The 25062-nt window shown below is 38.5% G+C and carries 23 protein-coding genes; 19 read left to right on the top strand and 4 right to left on the bottom strand.

Annotation, left to right across the window (positions count from 1 at the left end):
* Positions 1 to 2: 2 nt before the first annotated feature.
* Positions 3 to 2258: a xanthine dehydrogenase family protein molybdopterin-binding subunit gene (locus K364_RS0115070; RefSeq protein ID WP_028308709.1), complete on the bottom strand. Its 2256-nt coding sequence runs from the start codon at positions 2256 to 2258 to the stop codon at positions 3 to 5.
* A gap of 227 nt (positions 2259 to 2485) precedes the next feature.
* Here K364_RS0115070 and K364_RS0115065 point away from each other — a divergent pair, with 227 nt between their 5' ends.
* Together K364_RS0115065 and K364_RS24345 are read left to right on the top strand one after the other, a co-directional pair.
* On the top strand, positions 2486 to 2812 hold the full coding sequence (locus tag K364_RS0115065) for a YlbF/YmcA family competence regulator (RefSeq protein ID WP_028308708.1): 327 nt from the start codon (positions 2486 to 2488) through the stop codon (positions 2810 to 2812).
* Positions 2813 to 2935: 123 nt separating this feature from the next.
* Positions 2936 to 4096: a YkvI family membrane protein gene (locus tag K364_RS24345; protein ID WP_207640871.1), complete on the top strand. Its 1161-nt coding sequence runs from the start codon at positions 2936 to 2938 to the stop codon at positions 4094 to 4096.
* 30 nt (positions 4097 to 4126) lie between these two features.
* Here the strand turns inward: K364_RS24345 and K364_RS0115055 are convergent, their stop codons facing one another.
* Positions 4127 to 5314, bottom strand: a complete 1188-nt coding sequence (locus K364_RS0115055) for a pyridoxal phosphate-dependent aminotransferase (protein WP_028308707.1) — start codon at positions 5312 to 5314, stop codon at positions 4127 to 4129.
* 278 nt (positions 5315 to 5592) lie between these two features.
* On the opposite strand from K364_RS0115055, the gene K364_RS0115050 reads away from it, so the two are divergent.
* Positions 5593 to 6957, top strand: coding sequence for an MATE family efflux transporter (locus K364_RS0115050; protein WP_028308706.1), 1365 nt, complete (start codon positions 5593 to 5595; stop codon positions 6955 to 6957).
* Between the two features lie 17 nt (positions 6958 to 6974).
* Here the strand turns inward: K364_RS0115050 and K364_RS0115045 are convergent, their stop codons facing one another.
* Positions 6975 to 8339, bottom strand: coding sequence for a M1 family aminopeptidase (locus K364_RS0115045; RefSeq protein WP_028308705.1), 1365 nt, complete (start codon positions 8337 to 8339; stop codon positions 6975 to 6977).
* Positions 8340 to 8516: 177 nt separating this feature from the next.
* Here K364_RS0115045 and K364_RS0115040 point away from each other — a divergent pair, with 177 nt between their 5' ends.
* The 3 genes from K364_RS0115040 to K364_RS0115030 all read left to right on the top strand — a co-directional run bounded on the left by K364_RS0115040 (position 8517) and on the right by K364_RS0115030 (position 11106).
* The gene (locus K364_RS0115040) at positions 8517 to 9152 is read left to right on the top strand and encodes a phosphatidylserine decarboxylase family protein (protein WP_028308704.1); all 636 of its coding nucleotides are present in this window, start codon (positions 8517 to 8519) and stop codon (positions 9150 to 9152) included.
* Entirely contained in the window at positions 9149 to 9841 is a 693-nt protein-coding gene (pssA, locus tag K364_RS0115035) for a CDP-diacylglycerol--serine O-phosphatidyltransferase (protein WP_028308703.1), read from the top strand. The genes K364_RS0115040 and pssA overlap by 4 nt, the downstream gene beginning before the upstream one ends.
* Before the next feature lie 161 nt (positions 9842 to 10002).
* Positions 10003 to 11106 (top strand): ParM/StbA family protein, encoded by a 1104-nt coding sequence (locus tag K364_RS0115030; RefSeq protein ID WP_028308702.1) that lies wholly within the window; start codon positions 10003 to 10005, stop codon positions 11104 to 11106.
* A gap of 63 nt (positions 11107 to 11169) precedes the next feature.
* Here the strand turns inward: K364_RS0115030 and K364_RS25775 are convergent, their stop codons facing one another.
* Positions 11170 to 11874, bottom strand: a complete 705-nt coding sequence (locus K364_RS25775; RefSeq protein WP_051534113.1) for a metal-dependent hydrolase — start codon at positions 11872 to 11874, stop codon at positions 11170 to 11172.
* A 429-nt stretch (positions 11875 to 12303) separates the two neighbouring features.
* Between K364_RS25775 and panC the strand changes: the two genes are divergently transcribed.
* From panC to K364_RS0114955, 13 genes are all read left to right on the top strand, one after another.
* The gene (panC, locus tag K364_RS0115015; protein WP_028308700.1) at positions 12304 to 13149 is read left to right on the top strand and encodes a pantoate--beta-alanine ligase; all 846 of its coding nucleotides are present in this window, start codon (positions 12304 to 12306) and stop codon (positions 13147 to 13149) included.
* Positions 13150 to 13167: 18 nt separating this feature from the next.
* The gene (gene mnmL, locus K364_RS0115010; protein ID WP_277995598.1) at positions 13168 to 14136 is read left to right on the top strand and encodes a tRNA modification radical SAM protein MnmL/YtqA; all 969 of its coding nucleotides are present in this window, start codon (positions 13168 to 13170) and stop codon (positions 14134 to 14136) included.
* Positions 14137 to 14348: 212 nt separating this feature from the next.
* Positions 14349 to 16040, top strand: coding sequence for a methyl-accepting chemotaxis protein (locus K364_RS0115005; protein WP_028308698.1), 1692 nt, complete (start codon positions 14349 to 14351; stop codon positions 16038 to 16040).
* 130 nt (positions 16041 to 16170) lie between these two features.
* Positions 16171 to 17049: a phosphate ABC transporter substrate-binding protein gene (locus tag K364_RS0115000; protein WP_028308697.1), complete on the top strand. Its 879-nt coding sequence runs from the start codon at positions 16171 to 16173 to the stop codon at positions 17047 to 17049.
* A 188-nt stretch (positions 17050 to 17237) separates the two neighbouring features.
* Positions 17238 to 18152, top strand: coding sequence for a phosphate ABC transporter permease subunit PstC (gene pstC / locus K364_RS0114995; RefSeq protein ID WP_028308696.1), 915 nt, complete (start codon positions 17238 to 17240; stop codon positions 18150 to 18152).
* Positions 18149 to 18991: a phosphate ABC transporter permease PstA gene (pstA, locus tag K364_RS0114990; protein ID WP_028308695.1), complete on the top strand. Its 843-nt coding sequence runs from the start codon at positions 18149 to 18151 to the stop codon at positions 18989 to 18991. Before pstC ends, pstA begins: the two co-directional genes overlap by 4 nt.
* 13 nt (positions 18992 to 19004) lie before the next feature.
* Positions 19005 to 19760, top strand: a complete 756-nt coding sequence (gene pstB / locus K364_RS0114985) for a phosphate ABC transporter ATP-binding protein PstB (protein ID WP_028308694.1) — start codon at positions 19005 to 19007, stop codon at positions 19758 to 19760.
* Positions 19761 to 19796: 36 nt separating this feature from the next.
* The gene (gene pstB / locus K364_RS0114980) at positions 19797 to 20543 is read left to right on the top strand and encodes a phosphate ABC transporter ATP-binding protein PstB (RefSeq protein ID WP_277995604.1); all 747 of its coding nucleotides are present in this window, start codon (positions 19797 to 19799) and stop codon (positions 20541 to 20543) included.
* Between the two features lie 78 nt (positions 20544 to 20621).
* The gene (phoU, locus tag K364_RS0114975) at positions 20622 to 21278 is read left to right on the top strand and encodes a phosphate signaling complex protein PhoU (protein ID WP_028308692.1); all 657 of its coding nucleotides are present in this window, start codon (positions 20622 to 20624) and stop codon (positions 21276 to 21278) included.
* Between the two features lie 142 nt (positions 21279 to 21420).
* Complete coding sequence (locus tag K364_RS0114970) at positions 21421 to 21798, top strand: methylglyoxal synthase (protein ID WP_028308691.1); 378 nt, start codon at positions 21421 to 21423, stop codon at positions 21796 to 21798.
* A 205-nt stretch (positions 21799 to 22003) separates the two neighbouring features.
* Positions 22004 to 22495, top strand: coding sequence for a YajQ family cyclic di-GMP-binding protein (locus K364_RS0114965; RefSeq protein WP_028308690.1), 492 nt, complete (start codon positions 22004 to 22006; stop codon positions 22493 to 22495).
* 145 nt (positions 22496 to 22640) lie between these two features.
* Positions 22641 to 23972 carry a hydroxylamine reductase gene (gene hcp, locus K364_RS0114960; protein WP_028308689.1) on the top strand — a complete coding sequence of 444 codons (1332 nt, stop codon included), beginning with the start codon at positions 22641 to 22643 and terminating at the stop codon, positions 23970 to 23972.
* 231 nt (positions 23973 to 24203) lie between these two features.
* A complete protein-coding gene (locus K364_RS0114955) occupies positions 24204 to 24890 on the top strand; it encodes a Crp/Fnr family transcriptional regulator (RefSeq protein ID WP_028308688.1) in 687 nt (228 codons plus the stop codon).
* Positions 24891 to 25062 lie beyond the last annotated feature (172 nt).

Genomic DNA, 25062 nt, shown 5'->3' with positions numbered 1-25062 from the left:
CTTTAACTATTGCTGCAGGAGATTGCCAGTAATATTCTCTCAGTATTTAAAGGCAGAGTGTTAAAGTTTGTTCCCAGGGCATCATTAATTGCATTTACCACAGCAGGGGCCGCCGCACCTGCTGCTATTTCAGCTATTCCCTTGGCACCCCAGGGACCGTGTATTTCTCCCTTTTCAACTAAAACCTTTATTATTTCAGGCATTTCAGAAGCTCTAAAGGGAAAGTAATTGCTGAAATTAGGATTTTTACATCTGCCATCTGGGGTGTATTCCAGTTCCTCGCTAAGGGCAAAGCCAAGTCCCATGCCCACTCCACCTTGAATCTGTCCTTCAACCAGCATTGTATTAATGGCCCTGCCTACATCATTGGCAGACACTAATCTAAGGACATCCACATGGCCCGTCTTTGTATCCACCCTAACCTCTGCAAAGTTTACGGCATAAGAGGTTGGGTTTGCCTGGGCTGCATGGCTGTAGTAGGCAACCAATTCCTTGTTTTTCTTAAGACAATGCATGACCACCTCACCATAGGTGACAGACTTCTCTTGGCTTTTGAATGACTTGATAGTGCCTTTCTCCACTTCTAAATTATTTACAGGCTCATTTAACATATTGGAGGCTTCTTCCAAAAGCATGAGCCTCATCTTTTCTGCCACACCCTTGGCAGCACTGCCGCCAATATAAGCAGTTCGTGTTGCCTGGGTACCCACATCATATGAGCTTCTCTCGGTGTCACATTCCAGGGCAATCACCTTGGACATGTCAATATCCAATACTTCGGCTGCAATCTGGGTAAGCATTGTTTTTGTTCCTACTCCTCCAAGGTCATGGAGTCCTGTGTTTAAAAGGGCCTCCCCCTGTTCATTAATTCTTAAGGTCATGGCTGCAAAATCCTGGTGGTATCCAAAGCAGCCATTGGTATGTGCGCAGCAGCCTACACCAAATCCATACTTGAATCGCGAATCGTTTTTAGATTTAATGTTTTTGTATTCTTCCCAACCAAAAGCTTTTGCACCTTCAGTCAGGCATTCACTTATTCCTATATTACCTAAAGTTTGGCCTGTAAGAGGGTCATTATCATGGGGCTTCATTACATGCTTGAGCCTAAATTCAACCTGATCAATGTCTAAAGACCTTGCAATGTTTGCCATGTGAGTGTCTATGGCAGCAAAAATCTCTGCTGTCCCAAAGCCCCTAAAGCTTCCTGATACGGCAGTATTAGTATGAACCAAATTACCTGTGTAGCTAAGGTTGGGGATTTTGTAAAGCTTTTTAAGCTTGTTGCCCATTGACTTGGGAATCCATGCGGAGATGCTGGTATAAGCACCTGCATCAGCTATTACCTGGACATCCATGGCAGTAATGGTGCCATCAGCCTTTACTCCAGTTTTTATTTTGGTTTTTACCCTTGTACGACACCTGGAGCCAATCATGGTTTCGTATCTATCTAAATGGAGCTTCACTGTTCCCTTGGTTTCCCTGGCAAGAAAGGCAACCAGAGGTTCTAGAATAGCTTCCAAATGCAGGCCAAAGGACCCTCCCCCATCAACCTTTATCACCCTAATACTATTTAAAGGAAGGTTTAAAGCATGGGAGACAGTATAACGAACCATCCAGCAGTTTTGAGTATTTGTTTGAATTGTAATCTTATCACTGGAATCCCAACTGGCAATTACGCAGTTGGTTTCCATTGTACAGTGGTGTGCCTTTGGAGATTCAAAGCTGTGAGTAAAGGTGTGCTCTGCCTCTTTAAAGCCCTGAGACGGATCCCCTATAATATAGTTGTACTCTGGAACAGGCTCCTGCACATGATGTTCTTTATTATTCAATGCCTCTTCCATATCTATCACTGCAGGCAATTCTTCATAATCTACGTCTATTAACTCTAATGCTTTTTGTGCTGTATTTATATCATCTGCTACAACAGCTGCAACCCAATCCCCAACATGCTTTACCACATTAGAAAAAATAATTTCATTTCGGGGAGAATAGTTATCATCATATTCAATAATAGAGCTGTTATAGAAAATATTAGGAGAATTTAAGTGTGTAAAAATCCCCCTGACCCCAGAAAGCTTTACGGCCTTACTTGTATCAATTTTTTTTATGATTCCATGGGGAATAGGACTTAGTAGGAGCTTTGCATGGAGCATTTTGTGGACTTTTTTATCACTATTGTACAGGAGTTGACCTGTTACCTTTTGGGCAGCTTCTTTAAGGGGAAATGGCTTTCCAATATATTTTAAACCATTACACATATTGTATAGCACCTCCTGTTTATTATGAATATATTAACCCATAACACAGGTAATCTTCAATAGATTTGTTCAATACTACTTTACTACTTTTATAAAATCTGCTTTTAGAATAGAACAATCTAGAAAGGTGCATGATAGAATTAATACACGGAAAAAATTAAAGGATATTCATTATTTATATAGAAGAGATTAAAAGTGTGTAATAGATTATACCAGGAGGTGAAGTTATGAGTATTGAGCAAAAAGCTAAAGAACTAGCTGAAGCAGTAAAAGAGACTGAAGAGTATAAAAACCTAAATTCAGCTCATGCTAGACTCAAGCTAGATGTAGCTGCACAGGATTTAATAAGTAAGATACAAAAACTGCAAGAAGATGTCCATAGGGCCCAGATGGAAGGCCAGCCTGTTGACAATGCTAAGGTTGATGAGATGAAGGCACTCCATGTTTCCGCAGGTCAAAATGAAACCATCAGCAGGCTGTTCAAAAGCCAGGAGACATTTAATAATCTAATGCAGTCCATTAGTGAAAAAATAAGTCAGGAATTATATAAGTAGGCATAAAGGCATAAAAGGAACAGAAAATCTCTAGACAAACACTGGAAAAGAAATCTTGTTATAGAAAACTCTTTTAAAGAAAAAATAGGTTTAGACGGCCATGTATTATTGGGGAGATGAAGTATGTCTAAGCCTAAGATAAGTACAATAAAGGTAGCCGCAGCGTATATTGGTACTGTGGTAGGTGCAGGGTTTGCTTCCGGACAAGAAATATTACAGTTCTTTGGTTTTTTTGGGGGACTTGGAATCATTGGCTTACTGGTCTCCGGTATTCTGTTTTCACTTTTTGGATACCTTATTCTGGATCTTGGCAGGAAGCTAAAAGCAGAGTCCCATTTACCAGTGATAAGACATATTGGCGGTAAATACTTGGGAACCTTTATGGATTATGTAATAACTTTTTTTCTTTTTGGTGCCCTGACAGTCATGGCAGCCGGTGCAGGGGCTTTGTTTCAGGAGCAATTTGGTCTTCCCAGATTGATTGGCAGTGGCTTAATAGTGGTTGCTGCTCTTCTAACAGTGCTCCTTGGCATATCTGGGGTTATTAATGCAATCAGCTTTGTTACTCCCTTTTTATTAGGCTCTGTATTTATGATAGTTCTTTTAGCAGTGGCCAATACAGGATATGACTTCACCAGCATTGCCAGCACCAATTTAGGTGCGCCGCCAGTTCCCTACTGGCCCCTGGCAGCCATCCTCTACGTTTCATATAATCTGGTTATGGCAGTCGCTATCCTGGCACCCCTTGGAAAGGAGACAGAAAATGAAAAAACCCTTAAAAAGGGTGCTGTGGTTGGCGGTTTTGGATTAACCTTAGGGGCAGGTGCAATATATCTGGCTGTTCTGGTGAATATGCCCCAAGCGGGAGAACTGTCAATACCCATGATTTTTGTCGTGGCGCAAATTTCTCCCCTGGTACAATTAGTTTTTGCGCTAGTTTTATTGGCTGAAGTATATACTACTGCAGTAGGCAGCTTGTACGGGTTTTCTGCCAGAATAATACATCCAAAGCATCCTGCCAGCTGGAAGTACATAGTTGGCACCAGTACAGCGGCACTTGGATTCAGCCAGATAGGCTTTACCAATCTGGTAAGATACCTTTTTCCAACAGTTGGTGTTATGGGCATGCTCATGCTTGGAGCTATAGCCTGGGTATATGTTAAAGAAATAAATATACATGGAATATTTCAACGTATTATATTACAACCAGCATATAAAAGAGACATGAACAAGGGGAAGGAAACCAGGACTAGCAAGAAAGATAAGAAAGAAGATAAAAAGTAATAAAGGGTGGATTGCTCCACCCTTTTAGTATTACATCATGGATACTTTTTTATTATTTAGAAAGGAATCTATCCTATTAAGAGCTGCATAAATGTTATCTATGGAGGTAGCATAGGACAGCCTTATATAGTTCCTGCCATATATGCCAAAGGAACCACCATCTAAGACAGCAACCCCAGCTTTCTCCAATAGTTCATGGGACAGCTCTGAACTTGTTCTTCCCGTGCTGCTAATATTTGGGAATGCATAGAAGGCACCCTTAGGCTTATGACAGTAAAAGCCAGGTATGGAATTAAGCCCATTAATAAGAATTTCGCGCCTTTTAGCAAATTCTTTTACCATTTTTTCTGTTTCATCCTGACAGTTTTGTAAAGCTTCAGCACCTGCAATTTGCACAAAGGGTGGAGTGCAGCTGTTGGAGTTAATAACCAGACGAGTTATATGCTGGGCCAATTCCTGGGGCATTAAGCCATAACCTAGTCTCCAGCCAGTCATGGAAAAGGTTTTTGAAAATCCATCTACAACAACTGTTCTTTCCTTCATCCCAGGATAGGAAGCAATAGATTTGGGAACCTCTTCGTAGTAAATTTTACTATAGACCTCGTCAGATAATACAAGCAGGTCATGCTCAACACATAAGTTAGCTATTTCCTCAAGCTCCTTATCTGTTAAGATACCCCCTGTAGGATTATGTGGCGAATTAAGAATTAACATTTTAGTTTTGGATGTTATCAAGCTGCGAAGCTTATTTACATCCAGGCTAAAATTATCTCCTATTTCCTCTATTTGAATAGGAACAGGAATTCCGCCACAAAATCGAATGAGAGATTCATATATTGGAAAGCCTGGGTTAGGATAAATAACCTCATCACCTGGATTGACGCAAGCCATCATGGTAAAGGATAAAATAGGCTTGGCACCGGGTACAATAACCACTTCACCAGCATCGTAATTAATGTTTCTAAGCTTTCCGCTGTAGTCTGCTATTACTTCCTGTACAGAAGCCAGGCCTCCTGCCGGACAGTATTTTGTCTGTCCCTGGTGCATTGCTCTGGCAGCAGCTCCTACTACACGGGAAGGGGATGAAAAATCAGGCTCGCCAATCTCCATATGTATTACTTTAACACCCTGGCTTTCAAGTTTTCTGGCTTTAGCCAGTACTTCAAAGGCAGATTCGGTTCCCAGGCCAGATAATCTATCAGCTAAAAATCTTTTCATTCTATATAACACCATCCTTGGTAGTGATAATTATCATAATATTCAACATGTTCTCCTTGGATATCCTATTGTCCTCCCTGGAAGGACACCCATTCTGATTAAACATATTTTAGTGACAGTTAGGGGTTTTGTCAATAATAATAATCAAAAAAGGAAAAATAATTTGCTTAAGAATCTGTCTGGTGGCTTGAGATTTCAGTCTAATTGGTATAGATTTAATATTGTTCGTATTAATTTAGGTATTATTTTTCTATAAATCTAGAAAGGCTTCAGAAAATATGCAGGATTTTAATCGGGGAAGTATATTTAAAAATTACATAATCTTTACCATTCCTTTATTGCTTGGCAATCTATTACAAACTGGATACAGCATTGTGGATACTATTTTTCTAGGAAGGGTAGGGGCCGATGCCATAGCAGCTGTGTCCCTTAGCTTTGCTTTGCTATTTGTTTTATTTTCATTAAGCATGGGTCTCTCCATGGGAAGTACAACCCTGGTGGCCCAATATGCAGGAGCAAAGGATAAGGTTCTATTGAATAAGGCCGTAAAAAATTCCATTGCCTTCTCATTATTGCTGGGAGTATTTTTTTCAATTGGCGCAGTCATCTTAAGCGGACCATTAATTAAATTAATGGGTGCTCCCAAGGAAATAGAGGCAGATGCTTTAATATACATGAGAATCTTTAGCGCCGGTATTATTTTTATGTATTTTTTCTTTTTAATAAGTGCAATCTTAAGGGGACTGGGTGATTCTAAAACTCCTCTTAAATTCATGGCTGTATCTACTACAGTTAACATTATTCTAGATCCTATTCTTATTTTTGGCCTTGGGCCTATTCCACGCCTTGAAGTGGCCGGGGCCGCTTTAGCTACTGTTATAGCAATGGCCTGTGCTGCTTTTTATGGCTTGTGGTATCTGAATAAAAAGCAGGAGTACTTTGACTTGTCCTTTAAGGATTTTAAATTTGACAGTGAAATCATTAAGCACCTCTTGAGGCTAGGGCTTCCAGCTGGCGTAGGTCAGACAATAAATGCCCTGGGCTCTACAGTAGTAGTTAGAGTAGTTACCTACTTTGGTCCAGTCCCCTTGGCGGTATATGGTGTGGGTACCAAGGTGGATTCCTTAATAATGATGCCTGCAATGTCCATGTCCATAGCAGCCGCAGCAATGGTGGGACAAAACATTGGTGCAAACCAAATTGACAGGGCCAAAAAAACTGCTGTGGCTGGAATGCTCATGCTGGGATGTGTCCTGGTTGTAATGGCCGGCCTTCTGGCTGTATTTCCCTTTTATGCAGTAAGGGTCTTTTCCAATGACCCAGCTATATGGCAGCCGGGGATTGAATATATAAGAATACTTGCAGTATCATATCCCTTCATGGCTGTAATAATGGTTCTGGGGGGTGCATTCAGGGGGGCGGGAGCGGCCATGGCTGCCATGGTCATTTCAATTGGTTCCCTGTGGGTGGTAAGGGTGCCCCTGGCAGTTTTTCTTGGTATAAATTTAAATCAAGGTCCTTCAGGCATCTGGTGGGCCGTCAGCTTGAGCTGGATACTGGGAGCTGTTGTAAGTTTAGCATACTTTTTAAAGGGCAAATGGTATGAAAAGGGAGTAGTAAAACACGATATAGAAAGCAATTAGGAATAGTTTTACTATTCCTAATTTAACAGTTTATACAAATCAGAAGCCTCAATATCATGCTCCCTGGATAAAGCCTGTATTATAATATCAGTAGTTATAATTCCATACTGATAATCCTCCTGGATACCTCTTAAAAATTTAAAGGTTTCCTTTTCGCCTATCATTTCTTCTACCCTTATCCAAAAGTTAGCCCCTTTTAAATAGACAGCCTGTCTGTAAATGGTGTCAGAGGGGAAATCATGGATTTTTCTCACTATTGGAAAGCCTCGATAGTTCTTTTCTATTATAGAAAAATATATCCCAAAGACATCAGCAGCAGGCAATCCCTGTGCCTGGCAGTATTTATATGCCCAGTAGTTTGCAAGACCCTCATCAATCCAACTTTCTCTAATCTGGTCATTTCCCACCAAACCATACCACCACTGATGGGCCAGCTCGTGGGCAAGGGTAAATACATCTATCACTTGTTGGTCGTTGAAAAATATCATTCCAGAAAACTCCATGCCTTTAAAATATTCCATGGGAACATCCACCAAAGCTAGAGTGGGATAAGGATAGGGACCAAGCTTTTTAGTATAGAAGCTAAATATATCCACAGCATTTTCAAGCAGGTCGGCCCTGTGCTCTCTGGAATAGTATATTATCTCTGGACCCCTGGGGACCCTTTGACTTGTCCTTGACAAATCTCCCATTATCAAAGAAAAATCCCTTACAGGTTTGGTTTTAAATTTATAATGATTGCCTGTTTGCACATGGGGATGGGGAGAAATAATATATTTGTCAGAGTAAAAATCCACATGGAATATTGAAGCCTCAAAAAAATAGGGATCTGCATGGGGAACCCATGAGAAGCTTGCCCAATTCCCATCTACCCTTGGAGCTATAACTGGATGCCATAAGGTCAAGAGATAGATATCATCATACTTCCCAAATCTTGTAAAGTTACCCTTGAAATGTGTCTCGAAAACAAGTGATATGATAACAGTATCTTCTGGCATAAGTGCTTGTGGTAGGGAAATAATAATCTTGTCGTCATAATTCTTAAAGGATACATTTTTATTGTTCATCTTTAATGAAGAGACAATAATATTGTTTTCACCTGTCATGTTTGCTGGGAGATTAAGCTGGATATTGTCAAGGGGTTCACCCCATTGGTTGATAAAGAATATATCCATATTACCTGCCAAATAGGCATTCTCATCTCTAATTTCCATATAATATATAGGAAATGAGCTGCGTTGGGGTGGCGTCTTTATTCCTGCTTCTGAATTAAACTGAAGGGAAAAGATGCTGCTGAAATCCGTTTGGGCTTGTGGTATGATATAAGAAAACCCAAGGGAGAGTATCATTAAGATAAATATTATAATACTGAGCTTTTTCATAAGTTTCACCTGTAATTTTATTTAAACTTACTTAACCTTATTTTTGCATTTTTTAATAATAAAAGCTAGATAAAAATATTTAGGCATTATTGCTGGCATTATGAGTTGATTTCTTCTATAATAGATATTAATAATAAAAAAAATAAAAACGCAATAGTTTTAGGAGTTTATTTACACATGAAAAAAATGTCTTTTGATAGGGAATTTATAGTACCAACTTTAATTTTTTTTGCAGCAACTATTATAGCATATTTTTGGGAGCCTGTTTTAGCTGTTCTTCTAGGAATACTAACTGTTGGAGCAGCCCTGTTCTTTAGAGACCCCCACAGGGATATACCTGGAGAGGAAAGTGCCATAGTTTCGCCTGCTGATGGTAAGGTAATGGGAGTGGATATTGTTGAGGAAAAAGAGTTTTTTAACTCTGAGGTTAAAAAGGTTACCATTTTTTTGTCAGTGTTTGATGTGCATATTAATAGGTCACCTATAGCAGGTGAGATTAAGGATGTGCGCTATACTGCTGGGAAGTTTATACCTGCAAACAAGCCTGAGGCAGGTAAATTAAATGAAAGAAACAAGATTTTTATTGAAGGCAAGAACCTATCTGTATTAGTGGTACAGATAGCCGGACTTATTGCTCGTAGAATAGTCTGCAGGGTACAGCCAGGAATGTCTGTGGGAAAAGGTCATAAGCTGGGGCTTATTAGATTTGGCTCATGCACCGAACTGTATGTACCTTTGGAAGCAGAAATTATGGTAAAGGAGGGTGATAGGGTTAAGGGGGGAGAAACAATTATTGGGAGGTGGAGAGGTTGAGAAACAAAGCATGGTTACCAAACTCGGTAACCCTTATAAATCTTATACTAGGGTTTTACGCAATTATATTGATTATACGAGAGCAATTTGTTGTTGCTGCTTTCTTAATATTTTTAGGTATGATCTTAGATGGAGTTGACGGTAGGCTGGCAAGGAAAATAGCAGTAGACAATCCCATGGGAAAGGAATTAGATTCGCTGGCTGATTTGATTTCCTTTGGAGTAACACCAGCCCTGCTTATTTATCAGATGCATCTGACTGAGTATGGTATTCTTGGTGTTGTTGTAGCAGCAATTTTCCCTGTTTGTGGTGCTGTACGCCTGGCACGTTTTAATGCATTTGATAGCGAAGTTCCCTCTAATTACTTTACAGGACTTCCAATTACTGCAGGGGGAGGAACATTAATTTCCTTTGTATTGGCTGGAGCAAGCACTCCAAGCCTGGTGTATATTCCAATAGTACTTTTAGTTGCATATCTTATGGTCAGTACTGTAAAGTATCCCAATTTCAAGAGAGCTACACCCTTTCAAGCCAAGTTTATCATAGGATTTATTGGGGCATGCCTGGTGCTAGCCTTAAGCAATCCTAGTGCCATGCTCATGAATATGTTAGTTGGCTATATGTGCCTGGGTTTAGGACTGCATGTTGTACCTATTCCCAAGCTGGCAAGACTGTTCTACACTTCTTGATGAACAGATGCTGCAGGTTTAAAATATTAAATTTGCAAATTAAAGGAACCCTTGGGTTCCTTTATTTATTCCTAGGAAGATATAACAAACAGGACCTTGGTCCTATATAAAATTATGCAATAATATGGTACTTTTTAGCCAAAAGGTTTTGGGGGTATAAAATGTTTAATTTTCCAAATAAAACCGAAAATAACGGGGATATTGTCGAAGAGGCTGAAAAGATGCAACCAGTAACAAATAACGAGAAGAGCTTTGAGCATTCCCAAAGAAACATTGGAATTGACCTGGGATATGGATATGTTAAATTAATCGATTCTAGCGGAGAGATTAAGTTTCCTAGTATCGTTGGTTTAGGTAGAGAGCTACAATATACTTCATCACTTAGTTTTGCTAGAGATAACTGGGATACCAAGAATATTGCAGTCAAATTAAATAAAGAGTCCTACTTTGTTGGAGAATTAGCCCTCAGGCAAAGTGATGTTGCCTCACGTTCTCTGGATATGCAAAAGGTCAATGACAGGAATGCAAGGATTTTAATGCTCACTGCAGTTGGGATGCTGAATAAATGGGAAAATGAAACATTTAACATAGTTACGGGACTGCCAATTAACCAATATGCTGAACAAAAGGACTGGGCTGATATGCTTGTTGGGCATCATGATGTAGTCTTTGTAGGGGACAGGTCAGAAAAGGTTAGAAGGTTCAATATAAAAAAGGTTCATATAATACCCCAGCCCTTTGGAACCCTTTATGATCAGCTTCTAAACAATTCAGGTGGAATAGCAAATAAAGACCTGGCAGATATGACAGTAGGAATTATAGATATTGGCTATAAAACCACGGGGTTTGCTGCTATAAACAAGATGGAGCTGCTGGAACACTTAAGCTTTTCAAATACTACTGCTTTATCAAGTGCATACAGAATGATTTCCAATTATTTTAGAAAGGAATATGGGGTAGACAAAGAGGTATTTGAGTTAGACGAGATATTTGAGAGTGGTTGGTTAAGGGTAGCAGGTAAAAATCAAGATATCTCTCATATCATGAATGAAGTTTATGAAAAGATAGCCAATAAAATCGTCATGGACATTAACTCCTATTGGAACTATAGAGATTATGACATTATTTTTCTAACAGGAGGCGGTGGTAAAGCCTTAAACAACTTTATTCTCAAGTCTTTCCCAAACATGAAACTGGTGGAAGGTCCCCAGCACGCAAATGTGAGGGGTTATCAAAAGCTAGCAAACAATTTATTTAGAAGTTAGTTATAATATAAAAGAGTCAGCTTATTTTTCAAGATAGGCTGACTCTTAATGTTTTTGCTTCATTTAGTTTTCCCTGTTTTCCTCCATAACACTAAACCTTGGAAAACATTTAACCTGACCAGATATATCCTCTTCTTCCTCAATAGAAAAATCCCATTTAGTTAAGCTGATAGGAGGAGGAATCATTTGGATGGCATCTGGTGCTACTGCATAATGCAGAGACATTGCATTTCTTGCACGTGCAAAGAAAACCCATCTTAACCCAATGTACATAACTGAGGTTAAAAGCAGCGCAGGGGGTAAGCTATTTATAAAATTAACAGAGCCTATCATTAATAAGAAGAATGTTACTAGAACTGGGTCAATAAGGGGTATTATGTTCAATGAGTAAGCTTTTTTCTTGATAGGCCACAGTATATTCACGCCATAGCAGTTCATCAGATCTAAAAGGCTGTGGGAAAAGGCTCCAATTAGTGAAAAAAGAAATAACAGCCAAAAGCTAGTTTGAGGAAATATAAGATGCAGTCCTAAAGCAATACTGCCGGCGAGGATAGGCATACCAACGAGAGAATGGGTAATAGCCCGATGCTGCAGCCATTTAGGCAAATCTCTTCTTCTTTTAAATTTTCTGTATCCCCAGAGTACATCTATATCGGGTGCCACTGCACCAAGCATTGCACTTAGATAAATTGGATTAGTCAGAGATATTGGCTCACCGGAAAGTGTTCCCAAGGCTAATCCAGCCAGGGAGTGGGTAATCATGTCCATGGGTTTCATCACTCCTTCATACCTGTTTAATATCCTACCATGTTTTGTCCAGATTTGCACCTTTTTTACAATAAATTTATTAATTTTTTACCCGTATTTTACTTTGGCTTATATTTTTTTCTTTTATACTGTAAAATATATCAAAGATTCTCTTTTTGATGACAACTATTTATTTCTGTAATAGTTATACAGTAATAGTAATAAGATAATTGTTTATTCATGTAATTTTATGATAAAATTACATTTAGATGGTATCTAAATGAACCATACTACTAATAATTTGCTAAATCAGCATAATAAAAGGTAAGAGAAATCCGCTTAAAGCCAACATGGTAGGAGACGGAAAGACTTTAAGGTATTTAACTTCAGGTTTTTCCTGAAGTTATTTTATTTGGTTTAGAAAGATGATTAAGGGAGGATAGAGATTAAATGGAAATATTAAAAACTATAAGGGATACTAAAAGCTGCATTAGTGAGCTAAAAAAGCAGGGACAGACTATAGGTCTGGTTCCCACAATGGGATACTTTCATGATGGGCATCTTGAACTTATGAGGCGCTCTTTGGAAAAGGGGCATGCTACTATAGTGAGTCTCTTTGTAAATCCAGCCCAGTTTGGACCTGCAGAGGATTTTGATAGTTATCCAAAGAATTTGCAGCGGGATTTGGATTTGGCAAAGGAGATAGGAGTAAAGGCGGTTTTTATGCCTACTATTAATGACATGTATCCCAAAGGCTATAAAACCTACGTTGAAGTAGAAGGCTTGTCCAATGTCCTGTGTGGGGAGCATAGACCTGGACACTTCCGGGGAGTTGCTACAGTTGTATTAAAGCTGTTTAACATTGTTAAGCCTGATGAGGCCTTCTTTGGACAAAAGGATGGACAGCAGGTAATTATCATAAAAAAAATGGTGCAGGACCTTGATCTAGACATTCCCATAGAAGTTATACCCACTGTAAGGGAAGAGGATGGAGTGGCAATGAGCTCAAGGAATGCTTATCTCAGTCCAGTTGAGAGGCAAGCAGCTCCAATACTTTACCAAACCTTAAAGCTTCTTGAGGAAATGATTCTAGAGGGGGAAAGGAATGTCTCGCTTCTCCTGGAAGCTGGCAAGAATAATATATTAAAAGAGCCCCTGGCTGATTTACAATACATAGACATTAGAAGTACAGATGACCTTTCTCCATTGGAAGAGCTTAGAGGAGAATTCATGATTGCCACGGCAGTAAAGGTAGGGCCTGCACGTCTTATTGATAATATAGTCTTAAGGGTATAAAGCAAAGGAGTTTTGCCATTGGATCGATACAGGATTTATTCAAAGCACCTGATAGAAAGGTATGGAGAAAAAGTATATAAGGTACCTGTAAATCTTCCGGGAACCTGCCCTAATAGAGATGGTGTAATCAGCCACGGAGGATGTACCTTTTGCGATGAAGAGGGAGCTGGTTTTGAGTGTCTTTCCAACACTTTATCCATACAGGAGCAGATTCGTAAAAACCAGGCTTTTTTTCGCAAGAGATTTGGGTCTGATAAGTTTATTGTTTATTTTCAAGCTTTTACAAACACCTATAAACCTTATGCCCAATTTGTAGAGGAAGTAGAAACAGCAGCAAATGAAGAGGACATTATAGGGATTTCTTTGTCCACAAGACCGGACTGTATTAATGACAGGTATCTAGACTTTCTCTACCAGTTAAAAACTAAAAAAAAGCTGGAGGTGGATATTGAGCTTGGCTTACAGTCAGTCAATTATCATACCCTAAGCAGACTAAATAGGGGACATACCCTGGCGGAATTTTTAGATGCTGTTATCAGAATAAAAAAAAGAAATATTAGGATATGTACCCATATTATTTTAAACCTTCCAGGAGATACTGAACTAGACGTTGTTGAAAATGCCAAGATCGTTTCTGCCCTGGGTATAGACTATGTTAAGCTCCATTCCTTGTACATAGTTGAAAAAACCCTGCTGGGACGTCAGTACCTGGACAAGGAGTTTACCATTGTTTCCCTGGACGAATATGTGGACAGGGTTGTAACTTTTTTAGAACACCTCCATCCTGATACGGTAGTACAAAGGCTGGTAGGTAAGGGTCCAAAGGGCAAGTTGCTTTTTAGCAACTGGGATACAAGCTGGTGGAAAATTAAAGAGCTTATTGAGTCAAGGCTGGAAGAACATGATACCTACCAGGGCAAAAAATGCAACTACCTCAATGGGAAGGCATTGAGATACCTGAAGGCAGGTTTTGATTTGCAGGTATAAGAACAAGCTGATGGGAGAATTAGAACCATGTAGACTTTATATTTACGACAGTAATTACTCTTAAGATCTAGGAGTTTGGTATTGGCAAAAAACTTCTAGATCTTTTTTGTTATTTAATAGGAATTTAAGCTAAACTTAAAGTTTTTTATGTAAAATTTTAAAATATAAAGCCGTAATTCAAAACATTATATTTTATTGGGAGTTGATAATCTTTGACAATTTCTTTAAAAACTAAGCTTACCTCAGCAACAATGATTTTAATTATATGTGTTTTAATAGCAAGCGGTATGGTTTCCGGCAAGGTGATAAAAGACGGTGTAATAGAGGCTACATATAAGAAACTGCATTATGACATTTTTGTTACAAGAGAAATATTAGACAGAACATTTCCTGGGCAGTGGTATATCAAAGATGGAGAAATGTACAAGGCAAACATTAAGATAAATAATAACATTGACATAGTAGACCGGCTGGCAATCTTGACTGGAGATCTAGTAACAGTCTATCAAGGGAACAAAAGTATTATTACAACTGCTCGCAACGAAAGTGGAGAGAGAGGTATTGGAGATATTACTGATGCTTATGTAGAGGAGCAGGTTTTGCAGCAAGGCAAAGAATATATAGGCATGGTGCACATTAATGAACAGGTGTATTTGACAGGGTTTTGGCCAATCAGGGAAAAAAATGGGGAAATTATAGGCATGTGGTCAGTAGGCATACCCATGGAACAATTAGACCAGATGCTTGCAGAACAAAGTAAAAAGCTGCTTTATACTGGTATGGTCGCCTTGTTGATAAGCATTTTAGTAATATTAATGTTAGCCAGACATATTTTTAGGCCTATTGACAAAATAATTTCTAATATGGAGCAGGTTGAGCAGGGCTATTTGACAGCTAATACTGGCCTGTCACATAGAAAAGATGAGGTAGGCAAGCTAGCAAACAAGTTTGAAAGCATGGTTAATAAATTGGCACATGTTGTGGGACAAACCAAGGTGGTTGCGGCAGATGTTAAAGATGCATCTAGCTCGCTCACAGCTGCAACAAATGAAGTATTGGAAAATAGTAGGCAGTGCTTAGTAAATGTGGGAGAAGTTGCCGCAGCTAATCAACAGCAAACTGTTAATACTAACGAAATTGCAAATGCTGCTAAAACCTTTAATCTGGTAGTAGAAAAATTGTCTGAAGACATTATGCGCATGAAAATGGCTACCACTCAAGTAAATACTGATGCAGAGTTAGGCATAAGCTCCATGGATGCAATGGGCCAGCAAATAATCAACATTTCAGAGATTGTTAATGAAACCTCTATTATAATTGAAGAGCTAGGAAAACGTTCTCAAAAAATCACTGAAATTACTGATGGGATTAAAGAAATAGCCGAGTTTACTGCTTTGTTATCCTTAAATGCAGCTATAGAAGCTGCAAGGGCTGGCAAACATGGTCTGGGCTTTGCAGTAGTGGCAGAAGAAGTTAGAAAGCTTACTGAAGATACCAATCGTTCCTCCCTTGAAATTGCTGAGCTAGCCAAGTATGTTGGGAATTATACAGAAAAAGCTGGAATTTTTATGAATAATACAGTAAATGAAACTGAAAAAGGGAAGAAAATAGTTTTAGAAACCCATGAAAAGTTTAAAAGGATTAGGGGATCCATTAATAATATCAATGATGATTTAGAAAAAGTAGTGTCAGCCACAAATGAAATGCAAACCATGTCCCATGCAATGGTAAGCAACCTGGAAAACTCCTCTAATAATTCTGAACAAGTATCCATGGCGTCCAATAGTGCCGCCAATATAATGGCAGAGCAAACTAGAGTAATTGGGTTAGTTCATGAAGCTGCCGAGAATCTAAAGGGTCTGGCAGTAAATGTGGAAAAAAGTGTAGAACAATTTAGACTTTGACAAAATAGTATACCTAAGTACAGGAGCTCTATTTTAATCTAAAATTTACTTTTACATAATCTTTAGTTAACCAGAACCTTATATAATTAAACTGAATTTGAAACGAAGAGATGATACGAGGAGGTTTATTATGAAAACAGGTTTTAGATCAAAAAGCTTAGTATTACTTGTAGCAGCAGTATTATTAATGGCAGCACTTTTTGCAGCAGGATGCGGACAAGGCAATCAGGATTCAGGAACACCTAAAGAAGATCCCAAACCAGAAACACCAGCATTAAGTGGTACTGTTAAAATTGCAGGTTCAACTTCTGTACAGCCTATATCTGAAGAATTGGCAAATGCCTTTATGGCCATAAATTCTGGAGTTAGAATAGAGGTATCTGGTGGTGGATCAGGAGCTGGTGTTAGAGCAGCAGAATCTGGAGCAGCAGATATTGGAGCAGCTTCTAGAGAATTAAAAGCTGATGAGATTGGTGTGACAGGAATAGTAATTGCAATAGATGGCATAGCAGTAATTGTTCATCCAGAGAACCCTGTAAATGATTTGCCCTTTGAAGACATACAAAAGATTTTTAGAGGAGAAATAACTAACTGGAGCGAGGTTGGCGGAGCAGATGCCAGTATAGTGGTGGTTAACAGGGAAGAAGGCTCTGGTACACGTGGTGCTTTTCATGAGATAGTTGTTGGAGATAAAAATGAGTTTGTGAGTACAGCTATAATTCAAAATTCAACAGGTGCTGTTAGAGAAGCAGTTTCAAATGATGTAAATGCAATTGGCTATATATCATTAGGCGGCATTAACAATAGTATCAAAACTTTAATGGTAGATGGAGTAGAACCAACAGTAGAAATGGTAAAGGCACAAAAATACCCAGTTGCCCGTCCCTTTAACTATGTAGTTAAAAAAGATGCCCAATTAAGTGAAGTTGCCCAAGCCTTTGTAGATTTTGTTTTAAGTGATGAAGGCCAAAAAGTTGTGACAGAAAGTGGTTTAGTGCCAGTAAAATAATAAGAGATTATTACTAAAAATAGTCTTTATAGAGGGGAAAGGATGAATACTTTTAATTCATCCTTTTCTTGTTTAAATAGACTTGACTTCTTCATCTGAAATTAACCTAAAATTAACCTTAATATAACTTTGTATTAACAAAGCCTCAATACAATTAGTGTGTGCTGTATTAACTGCATGGGGAGTGTATGAACAGAATGAAACATACCACAAGAGAAAAAGTAGTTAAGTTTTTTTTATTTTTGGCCGCTTTTACTGCAGTGTTAAGTGTAATGCTAATTGCTTTTTTTGTTTTTAAGGAAGGACTGCCTATTTTCAAGAATTATGGTGTTTCCGAAGTAGTATTCGGGAAACAGTGGAATCCTACAAATCAAGTATATGGGATATTTTCCATGGTAGTCGGAACTATTTTTGTGACTTTTTTTGCTATATTTATTGGTGCACCATTGGGTATTTCTGTGGCTATTTTTTTAGCGGAAATATCACCCCAGCAGATATCTAAAATAGTAAGACCTGCTGTTGAGCTGTTGGCTGGAATTCCATCTGTGGTCTATGGTCTTTTTGGGATGGTGGCCATAAGAAGTATTATTGCTGATATTTCCAGGGGGCCTCTTGGTGAGTATTTGCCGGCAACTTATCAAACGGGTTACTCAGTACTGGGTGCAGGAATTATCCTTGCAATTATGATTTTGCCTACTGTAATAAATATTTCAGAGGATGCTATTAGATCTGTCCCCAAAGAGTATAAAGAAGGGGCTTTAGCTTTAGGGGCATCCAAGTGGCAGACTATCTATAATGTTATTCTGCCAGCGGCTAAATCTGGAATTGTTACATCAGTAATATTGGGTACCGGCAGAGCTCTTGGTGAAACAATGGCGGTTATTATGATTGCCGGCAACACTACACTAATACCTGAATTAAGCTGGAAGGGACTATTTGCTCCCGTTAGGACACTAACTGGCAATATAGCATTAGAAATGGGATATGCTGGCCCTGAGCATCAACAAGCCCTTTTTGCAACAGGCATTGTCTTATTTGTTTTTATTATGTTTTTAAATGTGATAACTACTCTTATTGCCAAAAGGGGGTTTAATAGAGCATGAGGAAAGTTGAAAAACAGCAGGCCATTGCCTATGGTATTTTAAGTGTTGCAGCTTTTATGACTGTTTTGATACTTGGTCTAATAATTTTTTATGTACTAAGCAGGGGACTAAGTATGATAAGCATAGAGTTTCTAACAGCTCATCCTAGAAAAATGGGTTCTGAAGGGGGTATTTTTCCTGCCATCATAGGTACCGTTTATTTGGTTTTTACAACAATGATTGTTGCTACTCCCATTGGTGTGGGTGCTGCTATTTACCTGAACGAGTATACCAGGGAAGGTCCAATAACTAACAGTATTAGATTTGCCACTGAAGCACTTGCAGGTATACCATCAATAGTTTTTGGGCTGTTTGGTTTTGCTTTTTTTGTAATTCTTTTAAAACCCATTACGGGAGGCTGGTCAATAATATCAGGGGCTCTAACAGGTGTAACCATGATACTGCCCACAATAGTTCGCTCTTCAGAGGAAGCCTTGAAGGCTGTACCAGCTATTCTAAGGGAAGGAAGTCTGGCACTAGGTACAACTAGATGGCAGACCATACAAAGGGTTGTTCTGCCAACGGCCTTTCCCGGTATTTTAACAGGATTAATTCTTTCAATTGGAAGGGTTATAGGCGAAACTGCAGCTTTTCTTTTAACTCTAGGCGGAACCTTACTTCTTCCCCACTCCATATTTGATGGCAGCAGAACATTATCGCTGCATTTATATATGGTGGCCATGGAGACTGGTGCAATGGATATGGCTTTTGGTACGGGAGCTGTGCTAATATTTGTGGTTATTATAATTAATGCCACATCAACATTTTTGTTAAAGAGGTTCATGAAAAAAATCTCTTAGGAGGGCATAAGTGATGCAAACCAAAATTGAAGTAGAAGGACTAAATTTATACTATGGAAGTCTAAAGGCATTAAGCAATGTATCCCTCCAATTACCCAGCAATCAGGTGTCTGCTTTAATTGGACCATCGGGATGTGGCAAATCAACCTTTATAAGAACTTTAAACCGAATGAATGACCTGATTTCGGGAGTTACTATACAAGGCAAGGTTTTAATTGATAATATTAATATATATGACAAGGAAATTGATGTTGTTGAACTTCGCAAAAGAATCGGAATGGTATTCCAAAAGCCTAATCCTTTTCCCATGAGTATTTATGAAAATGTAATCTATGGACCAAGATGCCATGGTGTTAAAGATAAAAAAAAATTAAATGAAATCATGGAGAAGAGCTTAAAAAAAGCTGTTTTATGGGATGAAGTAAAGGACCGCTTGAAGGATTCGGCCCTGAGCCTTTCAGGGGGACAGCAGCAAAGACTTTGTATTGCACGTGTACTGGCTGTAGAGCCTGACATAGTCCTTATGGATGAACCAACATCAGCCCTTGATCCAATAGCTACACTTAAAATTGAAGAATTAGTTACTAATTTAAAAGAAGATTATACAATAGTTATAGTAACTCATAATATGGAGCAAGCAGCCCGTGTGTCAGACACTACCTCCTTCTTTTTAAATGGTGAAGTAATAGAAACGGGGCCTACTGAATTAATTTTTACTAATCCAAAACAAAAGAAAACTGAAGATTATATTACTGGAAGATTTGGTTAACAAGACGAGGTGAATAAAGTGGAGAATAACAGCCCCATTTATGTTATAGAAGAATTAAATTTATGGTATGGAAATAATCATGCTTTGAAGAACATTAATATGAATATTCGAAGGAAAAATGTAACTGCAATAATTGGCCCATCAGGCTGTGGAAAATCTACTTTTATTAAGGTTCTCAACAGAATGATAGATCTAGTTCCTGATGTAAAAATTTGTGGAAGCGTATATATTGATGGTAAGAATATTTTTTCCAGTGAAACAAGTTTAATTGATTTGCGTTCTAAAGTAGGCATGGTATTTCAAAAGCCCAACCCTTTTCCCAAATCAATTTTTGAAAATGTAGCCTTTGGGCCTAAGATGCAGGGGCTTAAGTTAAAAGACAAGCTTTACCATCTGGTAGAAAGAAGTTTGAAGCAGGCTGCCTTGTGGGATGAAGTAAAAGACAGGCTGCATGCTCCGGGGCTGAGTTTATCTGGGGGGCAGCAGCAGAGATTATGTATAGCGAGAGCACTGGCCATGGAACCAGAAGTTTTACTAATGGATGAACCAACCTCGGCTCTAGATCCAATATCAACACTTAAAATCGAAGAATTGATTCATAAATTAAAAGAAAACTATAATATAATAATTGTAACTCATAATATGCAGCAAGCAGCCCGTGTTTCTGATAGAACAGCATTTTTTTTAAGTGGTGAAGTAATTGAAGAAGGTGAGACTGAAGTCATTTTTACAAGGCCTAAAGAACAGAAAACTAATGATTATATTACCGGTAGATTTAGTTAGAGGTTATTACTAAAGCTAATTTTGAAGCTTGAGTGTGAATATGTTTATTTTATGAATCCATTAGGGAGAGTGAGAAGAGTGATAAGAGCAAATTTTCAACAGTCCTTAGAGGAGTTGCAAAAAGAAATTTGTAAAATGGGCAGCTTGGTTGAGGAAATGATTACAGAAGCCATCAAGTCACTGGTAAAACAGGATTTAGACCTTGCAGATGCTGTTTTGCAAAAGGATAAAATAGTTAATAAACTAGATCTGGAAATTGAAGACAGATGTATGAAGCTTATAGCAACTCAACAGCCAATGGGCAAGGATTTAAGGTTGATTGGCATTACCTTTAATGTCATTAAAGACTTAGAGCGCATGGCTGATCATGCCTGCGACATAGCCAAGACGGTGAAAAGGATTGGCACAGAGCCCCTTATTAAGCCCCTTATAGATATTCCCAGGATGGCCGAGTTTGCAAAAAGGATGGTAAAAAAATCACTGGATAGTTATGTAGCCCAGGATGTAGAGCTGGCTGAAGAAATATCTCAGGACGATGATCAGGTTGATAAGCTGCACAATCAGATTTTTAGAGAGTTATTAGTTATAATGATGGAAAACCCAAAAACTATTACCCAGGCTACCTATTTGTTGTTTATCAGCAGTTCCCTGGAAAGAATAGGTGATTATGCTACAAACATTTGTGAAAGTGTCATCTTTTTAGTGACAGGGGAAAGAAAGGATTTAAATCCGTAAAATGAAATTTGCCTTGCGTAACTTATACTCCTGATAATGTAAACAAAGGGGACAGAAACGTCCCCTTTTAAAATTGGTTGCTATATTTTAAATATTTTACAAATCAAAACAGTTGAATTAATATATAAGTGGGGTGATGTACATGAGAGTTGGATTAATTGCCCATGATAAGAAAAAGGATGAACTTATACAATTTGTAAGAGACAACAAGAGCCTACTAGAAAAGTGTGAACTAATAGCCACCGGAACTACTGGTCAAATGATAGAATGGTCCACTGGATTAAAGGTTAAGAGATGCTTATCTGGTCCACTAGGGGGAGATCAGCAGATAGGAGCCATGGTAGCTGAGGGTAAAATTGACATGATTATCTTCTTAAGAGATCCATTGACGGCCCAGCCCCATGAACCTGACATTACAGCCCTTTTGAGAGTCTGTGATGTGCATAACCTTCCTGTAGCCACTAATCTGAAGACGGCCCAGATGTTTATTTATTACATGGCTGCTAATATACACAATTAACAATATGTTTATTCTTGAGCTGCCAGCAAATTAGCTTAGATTAATGGATCTAAGTCTTTTTTCTTTTTGAAACCGGCCTAATTAGACTGCAAAACATAAAATAGACTCACCAGGCTTTACAATAAGGATGACTTCAGATAAGATATGGATGTTATTACATTAAACCTTTGTAAATTGTACATTTTAATGATGAGGAGTGGTGATTATGGCTAAAGCCGAATCCTTCGACGTTGTTTCAAGGATAAATATGCAGGAGGTTGACAACGCTATTAACCAAACAAATAAAGAAATTTCCCAGAGGTATGACTTTAAAAACAGCAAGTCCCAGGTGAGTCTGGAGGATGGAAATCTTAAAGTCATTGCAGATGATGACTTTAAGCTTAGAAGTGTTATTGATATCCTCCAATCAAAGCTTATACGCAGGCAGGTCCCAATTAAGAATTTAGAATACGGCAAGGTTGAGGAAGCAAGTGGCGGAACAGTCCGCCAGCTTATCAAACTCAAGCAGGGTATTGAAACAGAAACTGCCAAGCAGATAGTTAAGGACATTAAGAATCTTAAACTCAAGGTTCAGGGCCAAATAATGGATGACCAGGTTCGTGTTTCAGGCAAGAGCAGGGATGATCTGCAGGCAGTGATAAGTTTTTTAAAAGAACAGGATTATAAATTAGAGCTGCAGTTTACCAACTACAGATAAGAGCAGGATTTAAACACCTGGGGAGAAGGTGTTTATTTTTTATTTCAAGGATTTTGTACATAGGTGATATATATCACAGAAACAATCATGCAGTACAGTTACAATGTACCTAAAGTTAAAAACAATTATCAAGGAGGTACATTAAATGTTTGGTTTGTTTAAGAATGAAAAGGAAGTTCAAAAAGAGGACCTGAAAATGTTCTGCTATCAATGCTCACAAACCCCCAAGGGAGGTTGTACAAAAATTGGTGTATGCGGCAAGAATGAAGATATTTCAAGTCTGCAGGATACAATAATCTTTGGATTAAAAGGTATTGCAGCCTATGCAACCCACGCCAGAGAAATGGGCTACACTGATCCAGAGGTTGATGCAATTACCCAGGAGGCCCTTTACGCTACACTTACAAACTCAAACTTCAATCTTGGGGAACATGTGGAAATGGTTTTAAAGGTAGGATCAGCAACAGTAAAAGTAATGGACCTGCTTGACAGGGCCCATGTGGAAAGGCTTGGGGTGCCAGAACCTGTAACAGTGACAAATGACAAGGTAGAGGGCAAGGCCATTATTGTAACCGGTCATAATCTGGCTGCTCTAGAAAATCTTCTTAAGCAGTCTGAAGGAAAAGGTGTAAATGTATATACTCACTCAGAAATGCTGCCTGCCCACGGCTATCCCCAGTTAAAGAAATACAAGCACCTAAAGGGCAATATTGGTAAAGCCTGGTTTGACCAGAGAAGGCTTTTTGAAGAATTTCCTGGTGCAATTCTTGCAACAACAAACTGTGTAATGCCAATTAAGGGCAGCTATGCAGACCGTTTCTTCACCTATGGAGTTACAGGACTTGAAGGGGTTCAAAAGATTAAAGGTGAGGATTTTACTCCAGTAATTGAAAAGGCACTTTCACTGCCGGAAGCAAATATGCAATCAGATAAGACCCTGTCAACCGGCTTCCACCACGAAACAGTACTTTCAATTGCACCACAGATTATTGATGCTGTAAAGGCAGGGAAAATAAAACGCTTCTTTGTAATTGCTGGTTGCGACAAGCCTGGCAAGGGCGGAGACTACTATAGAGAGCTTGCCCTTTCTGTACCAGATGATTGTGTAATCATCACAACTTCCTGTGGAAAGTACCGCTTCAATGATCATGACTTTGGAACAATTGATGGAATTCCAAGATATATCGACCTGGGCCAGTGCAACAACTCTGGCTCGGCAGTAAAAATTGCCGTGGCCTTAGCTGAAGCCTTTGACTGCTCTGTAAATGACCTGCCCCTAAGTATAGTATTGTCATGGTTCGAGCAAAAAGCAGTTGCAATCCTGTTAGGTTTGCTAAGTCTTGGGGTGAAAAATATTTACCTGGGACCAAATCCACCTGAATTCTTAACTCCAAATGTTGTAAAAGTCCTTCAGGATAATTTTAACATTAAATTAACAGGAAACCCACAGGAAGACCTGGCAGCCATGCTTGGATAATCCTGAAAATCTTAGATAATAATTTAAGAGTTAATTCCCTTGTAATAAGCTGATATGTCCCCTTAAGGTAGACAGGTTAAATAATAAAATCTGTCCGCTGTAAGGGGATTTTTATTACAATTTTGTTTTATGCACTGAAAAAAATAATAATGAAGAAGTTTTTAACATGGCAGATTTATATGATACAATAAGCGATAGAACCTTTAATTACCATTACAAGGTGGAGGATATATGAAACCTGACAGCAATATTATAAGAAAAATTCCTGTTTTCTCAGAATTAGAAGGGCACTTAATTGAAAAAATTGCTGAGCTTACAATTATCAAAAAATATGCCAAGAATGATATTATTTTCTTTGAAGGGGACCCAGGGGAAGCAATCCATTTTGTGAAATCTGGCAAGGTAAAGATCTTTAAAACCTCTGAGGGCGGCAAAGAAATTATAATAAACATACTTAATCCTGGAGATATATTTGCTGAGGTTATTTTGTTCCAAAAGAATATACCCTATCCTGCCTCGGTAGAGGTAATAGAAGAAGGTGAAATTGGTTCTATTCGAAATAGAGATTTAGAGAGGCTTATTTCAGAAAATCCCCAGCTAGCTGTGGAACTTTTGCGTGCCATGGCTAAAAAGCTTAAGGAAGTACAGCAAAGGGTTAGGGAACTCGGAAGCAATGATGCTATTGAAAGAACCATTAGAGTGTTATCTGCCCTTGCAAAAAACCACGGCAGCAAAACAAAGGATGGCATAGTTCTCTGTAAAAACATTACTCGTCAGGATATGGCTAATTTAGTAGGTACTACAAGAGAAACCATGAGCAGGATTTTATCAAAGTTCAGCAAGGAAGGTCTTGTAGAAATAAAAGGCAGAACAATTGTTATAAAGAATGCTGATGCCCTGGAGGAGTATTATATTTAGAAAATAGTGAAATCAGCATGTTTACAAAACTTAAAATTATACCAAATGCATGCGAACATATATTCGCATTTATTATTGATTTTATTAATGATTTGGTATATAATGCCATTGAATCGTTTTATAGTTGCTTTTTTATAAAATAGTATTTGTTACTTGAAAGTAGAGGGATTAT

This window comes from Desulfitibacter alkalitolerans DSM 16504, assembly GCF_000620305.1.
Lineage (GTDB): Bacteria > Bacillota > DSM-16504 > Desulfitibacterales > Desulfitibacteraceae > Desulfitibacter > Desulfitibacter alkalitolerans.
This window is presented reverse-complemented; position numbering and strand designations above follow the sequence as displayed.